Below are 5748 nucleotides of genomic sequence, written 5' to 3'. Positions count from 1 at the left end.
ACACTATAACCAAAAACTACTATAAAACGAACAAGGTCTGTACCACCCGGTTGAGTTCCTGGGCGCTGCCGTAGTCGCGGCCGAAGGGCTTCTCGATCACCACCCGGCTGCGGCTCGGGTCGCTCAGCAGCCCGGCGGCGGCCAGGGAGCGGCAGCCACTGCCGTAGAAGTTGGGCGATACGGAGAGGTAGAAGGTGCGGTTGCCGCGGGTGGCCCGCAGCCGGTCGATGGCCTCTAGCCGCTGGCCCAGCCGCACCACCGAAGGGGGATCCTCCAGGTCCACCGGCTCGTAAAACAGCCCGGCGGCAAATTGCTCCCAGGCCACCCGGTGCTCAGCCACCTCTTGGGCCATGGCCTCGGCCATCTTGCCGCGGAAGTCCTCATCGCTCCAGGGGCGGCGGGCGCAGCCCAGCACCGCAAATTCACTGGGCAGGCGCCGCTGGCGAAACAACTCAAACAGCGCCGGCACCAGCTTGCGATGGGTGAGGTCGCCACTTGCCCCAAAAATAACCAGGCATTGGGGCGGGATAACCCGCTCTTGGCGGAGTCCTACCCGCAGTGGATTGGTGAGCACAGCGCCCATGAATGCCTGTCTGGTGCCCATGGTTTAACGGGCCTGGCGCCGTCGCCCACCGCTTGCCCCACTTTGTGATGGTTTCTGTGTGGGATTCGCCAAAAAAAAAGCCCGCCTTGGGGGCGGGCAGGGGAAGCGGATTGGGCTCGAATTCAATAGGTTTCGACGTGCCAGCGGTCGGCTTTTTTGAGCTGGGGACGCAACTCGGCCCAGTTCAAACCCTTGGCAGTGGCGGCGGCGGTCATCGCCTCGTCGATGCCGGGCTCCATGCCCCGCAGACCGCACATGTAGACGTGAGTCTTGGGATTCTCGATCCAGGAGAAGATCTCCTCGGCGTTCTCACTGACGCGGTCTTGGATGTACATGCGGCCGCCGTTGGCGTTTTGCTGCTCGCGGCTGATCGCCTTGGTGTAGCGGAAGTTTTCGGGAAACTCGCTGACGTAGCGGTTGAAGTCGTCGTCGTAAAGGAGGTTGGGGGTGGTGGGCACGCCCATCAACAGCCAGGCCTTGCCGCGGAAATGCCAGCCGTTCTTCTCCCGCTCGGAGGGCTCAAACATGCGGCGCAGGTAGGTGCGCATCGGCGCGATACCCGTGCCGGTGGCCAGCATGATCACGTTGGCTTCCTCGTCTTCAGGAAGCAGCATCTCCTTGCCCACTGGGCCTGTGATCTTCACCTTGGCGCCGGGTTCGATGTCGCAGAGGAAGGTGGAGCAGACGCCGTTGATCGTCTCGCCGTCCTTCTCGTATTGCAGCTGGCGCACGCACAGCGACACCGTGTTGCCCTCCAGGTTGTCGCCGTGGCGGGTGCTGGCGATTGAGTAAAGGCGCAGCTTGTTGGGCTTGCCGTTGGCATCGGTGCCGTCGGGAATGATGCCGATGCTCTGGCCTTCGACGTAGTGCAGCTGGGGGTCACCACCGGAGAGGTCGAAGGTGATGTGATTCACCCGGCCGATAGCCCCTTCCGCCAGCAGGCTGTAGTTGTCGGTCACCGTGCCGACGAACGGATCCTTCGGCTTGTAAAGGTTGACGGGAACGTCGGCGTGGGACACGGCAGCGGGTTTCGAAGGAGCGGCGTTTGCTTTGGGGGCGGGTGCTGGGCTGGCGCCATCGTCTGCGAGAACGGCGCTGATGCGACCGCCTGTCTGAGCGATTGATTGCATCAGGCCCTGGAGTTGGCCGAATGGCACGGTGAAGCGGCGCTCAGCCTGACGCTGGCTTCTCACTCCGAAGGCTTCCACCACGACGGTGAACATCCGGTTGTCGGACTGGTTGGCGCGACCGGTGGAAACACGCATGCAGACTCAGTCCCCTCAAAAACGCGCTGATCATAGGGAACACGGCCGCAGCGAATTCCAGGCAGACACCGCTAGGTTTGTGCCCCAGCACACTTACGCCGTGCGTCCTTGGCGCAGCTTCTTGCCCGATCAGGTCTGCCCGGCCAACTGGCTGAGCCGGATTTGTTGTCGAATGGGCCTGCGGATTTGACCAATTCCGCCCCAACCGCCATTTGCAGCCTCGACACCATCCAGCAGGAGATGGAGCGTCTGCCCCAGGGCACCAGGCGCCTGGCGGTGCAGTTGCGCCTACCGCTTGATCCCAGCTGGATCTGGTCCGTGCTCACCGATTACGCCAATCTCAACAGCTTTATTCCCAACCTGGCCTCCTCCCGCCAGCTTTGGCGCCGCGGCAATCGGGTGGGTTTGGAGCAGGTGGGCACCCAGCAGTTCTGTGGGCTGCGTTTCAGCGCCAAGGTGGAGCTCGAGATTGAGGAAGATATCGAGGCGGGCGAGCTGCGTTTTTGCATGTGCCGCGGTGATTTCCGCCGCTTTGAAGGCTGTTGGCAGATCGGCCGCACTGGGGAAACCACCCACCTGCTCTACGAGCTCACGGTGCAGGGCCGGCCCGGCATGCCGATTGGCTTGATCGAGCAACGTCTGCGCGAAGACCTGGCCAACAACTTGCGCGGAGTGCAGCGAGAGGCGGAACGCCGCGCCGCCCAATCCTGATTAAACAGGAGTTGTATTCCTGATTAAACAAGAGTTGAACTAAATAACCCTTCTCTTTTGCCCATTGGGCATTAAAGGAGCTGGATTTATGTATACCCCCAAGGGGATTCGAACCCCTGTCGCCTCCGTGAAAGGGAGGTGTCCTAGGCCTCTAGACGATGGGGGCGAGGCCACAACGCTGTAGGGCGTTGATGTATTGGAAGCTACGGGGCAGGGGGACCCTTCGTCAAGGAGAGCAGCGCTTCAGGCCTGTTATCAGTGGGGGGCGCCGCGACGATCAGGTCCCCTTGGCGTCAGGGCGGGTTGGACCTGGCCGCTCCAGACCGGCACGCTGACGTGGAAGCAGGCACCCTCGCCGGGCTCCGACACAACCCAGATGCGCCCCCCGTGCACCTCGGCGATGCGGCGGCACACCGATAGGCCCACGCCGTAGCCAGAGGTGGTGCCGGAGGTTTGGGGCAGGCGCACCCGATCCAGAAAAATCCGTTGCTGCTCCGCTTTGGGGATACCCGGCCCGGTGTCGCAAACGCTCACCTGCACCCACTGGTCGGTGCGGTGCAGCAGGGTCAGGTGCACCTGGCCCCGGTCCGGGGTGAACTTCAGGGCGTTTTCCAGCAGGTTCAGCAATACCTGGCGCATGCGGCGCTGGTCGGCGAACACATCTGGCAGGTCGGCGGGGATGTCGGTGATCAGCTCTAGGTCGCGGCCAATCCAGAGTTTTTCCAGCTCCAGGATCGCCTCGGCGGCCACCTTGCCCAGCGCCAGGCGCTGGGGATTAAAGAGGGCCTCCCACCGGGTTGTACCCACCTCCAGCAGGTCCTTGGAGAGTTCCTGGATGTCGTCGAGGCGGCGGGTGAGTACGTCGCGGAAGCGGGTCTCGTCGATCTGGCCGAGGGTGTGGCTCTGGAGAGCGAGCTTGGCAGCCGTCAGCGGCGTGCGCAGCTCATGGGCCACCATCCGCAGCAGGCGCTCCTGCACCCCAAGGCGCTCGGTCAGGGTTTCGTTTTCCTGGCGCAGCACCAGCAGCTGGTCTTCCAACTGCAGCTCGCGCTTGGTGCGGCTGCCATCAATTTCAGCGGGCCGCAGGCTCATGCCCAGGCTCGTAACCACCTCCATCTGCTGCCAGCGCGGCAGCCAGCTGCGCAGCTTCTGGGTGATGGCATTGCCGGCGATCACCTGCTTGGGCAGGGGGTCGAGCTTCACCAGGGCCGGGGTGGCCACCAGCCGGTGCAGCTCCAGCAGCTGGGGTTGGTGGCCCGGATCGGCGATCTCCAGGCTCACCTTGAAAGCGCACTCCTCGCTTTTGAGGAACTGGATCAGGTTGCGTAGGTCCTGGCTGGCCAGGTGGTAGCTGGTGGCGACAAGCAGCAGCTTCAGTTCGGGGCGTTCGGTCGCTCCGTCGTTGGCGACCTGGGCGGCCGTGGTGGGGTGATCGGCGCTCACGTGGCCAACCCTATGGGGAATTGGCCAGAGCAGCTCGATTTCGCTATGACTAAATAAACCAATGCCGTGCGCCCTAGGGCCGGGATGTCATGAGCATGCCTTCAAATTCCAGTCCAGTGGCGCCGCGCCCCAGGATTCAGCTCGACAGCAATACAAGGCGCTGGTTTGCCCGCAACCTGGGCCTGTGGCGCTCGCGCCGGCTGTATTTATTTGAGGATGGGGAGGCGCTGCGGCTCGACATGATGCTGCGGGTGGAGATATTCAGTGAGCCGGTGGAGGGTGATGCTGCCTATCGCTTCACTTGGTGGCCCGAGCAGGAGTTTGGCTTCTTCGAGAAAAAGCCCAGCTACGTGCCCACTGGCACCATGGAGGCCAATCTCTGCGGTCACCAGCTCAGCCGCAGCTCCGGCTACTTGAGCGGCGCTCCCACCAAAAGTCAGATCCGCCAGGTGGATGAGCACGAGCTGATTTTTGAATCCCACTATCAGGAGTGGGACATCCTTGAGCACACTCGCCTGGTCGACCAAGACCGCTACCGCTCCCGTTCGATCTACTCCTGGAAGAACGGCGCCCTGGATGTGGCCGAAACCCACCACGAGATCAGAGTTGAAGAAGCGGGGGCGCCCATCCCGCACGACGCCCTGCCTTGATGCAGCAGCATGCAGTCAGCAATTTTTCTTTTCCGGTGTTCCTGATGCCCCGTAGTTTTCTGGCTCCCCTGCTGGTGCTTCCCCTGCTGCTGGTCCCGGCAGCAGCCCTGGCAGCTCCAGCCACTGAGGCGGAAATGAACCTCTACACCCGGATTGCAGCCGTAAACGTTTGCATTGCCCGGGGGGCAGGGGTGCCCTTCGATAAAGCGGTGGGCATTGCTGGCGAAACCATCGCCCAGCTGATTCAGGGCCAGCACGATGGCGTGATCAGCCAGGTGGGAGCTAAGCCGCTCAGCATCGACGACCTGCGCAAGGGATCAATCAACTCGGCTGTCCTCGGTGCCGCTGAGATCTGCCCCAAGGAGGTGCCAGCAGATGTGATGGCAAAGGTGCAGGACGCCATCAAGCAGTCGCCCGATGCCAAGCCAGCAGTGAAGCCCGCTACTTCTAAGCCCGCTACTCCTAAGCCCAATACCACTAAGTAATTCCCATGCCCCTCGTGCGCCTCGCCGATTACCGTCCGGCGCCGTATCTGCTTGAGCGCACCGATCTGACGGTGCAGCTCCACTCCGGCCACACCGAGGTGCTGGCCCAGCTGGCCTTCGTGCCCAATCCGCTGGCCCAGTCGGGACCGTTGGTGCTCCAGGGCGTCGACTTGGAGCTGCTGGAATTGCGTCTCGATGGCGAGCTCCTGCCGGCTGAGGCCTTTGAGCTCAGCGCCGACCAGCTGGTGATCACCCAGCCTCCCGCTGGGGTTTTTCAGCTGCAGAGCCGGGTGCGCATCCACCCGGAAACCAACAGCACCCTTGAAGGGCTCTACGCCAGTGGCGGGCTGTTCACGACCCAGTGCGAAGCAGAGGGATTTCGGCGTATCACCTTTCACCCCGACCGCCCCGATCTGCTCAGTCGCTTTCAGGTGCGGATCGAAGCCAATCGGGCCAGCTGTCCGGTGCTGCTCTCCAATGGCAACTGCATCGAAACCGGCGACCTCGACGCCGGACGCCACTTCGCTGTTTGGGACGACCCTTTCCCCAAACCCTCCTATTTGTTTGCCCTGGTAGCTGGCCAGCTTGAG

The 5748-nt window shown here is 62.8% G+C and carries 5 protein-coding genes, 1 tRNA gene and 2 pseudogenes; 4 read left to right on the top strand and 4 right to left on the bottom strand.

Annotated elements, in window-relative coordinates:
* Positions 1-37: 37 nt before the first annotated feature.
* Positions 38-583, bottom strand: a pseudogene (locus KBY71_RS14680) (glucose-6-phosphate dehydrogenase); the annotation flags it as partial.
* Positions 584-726: 143 nt separating this feature from the next.
* Positions 727-1869, bottom strand: coding sequence for an FAD-binding oxidoreductase (locus KBY71_RS14675; protein WP_254929628.1), 1143 nt, complete (start codon positions 1867-1869; stop codon positions 727-729).
* 240 nt (positions 1870-2109) lie between these two features.
* Here KBY71_RS14675 and KBY71_RS14670 point away from each other — a divergent pair, with 240 nt between their 5' ends.
* Positions 2110-2580: an SRPBCC family protein gene (locus KBY71_RS14670; RefSeq protein WP_254929629.1), complete on the top strand. Its 471-nt coding sequence runs from the start codon at positions 2110-2112 to the stop codon at positions 2578-2580.
* A gap of 93 nt (positions 2581-2673) precedes the next feature.
* Here KBY71_RS14670 and KBY71_RS14665 read toward each other — a convergent pair.
* Together KBY71_RS14665 and KBY71_RS14660 are read right to left on the bottom strand one after the other, a co-directional pair.
* Positions 2674-2746: transfer RNA gene (locus tag KBY71_RS14665), tRNA-Glu, on the bottom strand.
* Positions 2747-2835: 89 nt separating this feature from the next.
* Positions 2836-4023: a histidine kinase gene (locus KBY71_RS14660; RefSeq protein WP_254929627.1), complete on the bottom strand. Its 1188-nt coding sequence runs from the start codon at positions 4021-4023 to the stop codon at positions 2836-2838.
* An 89-nt stretch (positions 4024-4112) separates the two neighbouring features.
* Between KBY71_RS14660 and KBY71_RS14655 the strand changes: the two genes are divergently transcribed.
* From KBY71_RS14655 to KBY71_RS14645, 3 genes and pseudogenes are all read left to right on the top strand, one after another.
* Positions 4113-4673, top strand: a complete 561-nt coding sequence (locus tag KBY71_RS14655) for a hypothetical protein (protein WP_254929626.1) — start codon at positions 4113-4115, stop codon at positions 4671-4673.
* 44 nt (positions 4674-4717) lie between these two features.
* Positions 4718-5158: a cAMP phosphodiesterase gene (locus KBY71_RS14650; RefSeq protein WP_254929625.1), complete on the top strand. Its 441-nt coding sequence runs from the start codon at positions 4718-4720 to the stop codon at positions 5156-5158.
* 5 nt (positions 5159-5163) lie between these two features.
* A pseudogene (locus tag KBY71_RS14645) lies at positions 5164-5748 on the top strand (aminopeptidase N); the annotation flags it as partial.

It is taken from the genome of Cyanobium sp. T1B-Tous (genome assembly GCF_024345475.1).
GTDB lineage: Bacteria > Cyanobacteriota > Cyanobacteriia > PCC-6307 > Cyanobiaceae > Cyanobium_A.
Note: the sequence above shows the minus strand (reverse complement) of the source record. Positions and strands in the feature narration are given on the sequence as shown.

What these genes read in the sequence shown, in the direction of transcription:
- KBY71_RS14675 (WP_254929628.1), bottom strand. Translation starts at nt 1,869, where the DNA reads ATGCGTGTTTCCACCGGTCGCGCCAACCAGTCCGACAACCGGATGTTC.
- KBY71_RS14670 (WP_254929629.1), top strand. Translation starts at nt 2,110, where the DNA reads ATGGAGCGTCTGCCCCAGGGCACCAGGCGCCTGGCGGTGCAGTTGCGC.
- KBY71_RS14655 (WP_254929626.1), top strand. Translation starts at nt 4,113, where the DNA reads ATGAGCATGCCTTCAAATTCCAGTCCAGTGGCGCCGCGCCCCAGGATT.
- KBY71_RS14650 (WP_254929625.1), top strand. Translation starts at nt 4,718, where the DNA reads ATGCCCCGTAGTTTTCTGGCTCCCCTGCTGGTGCTTCCCCTGCTGCTG.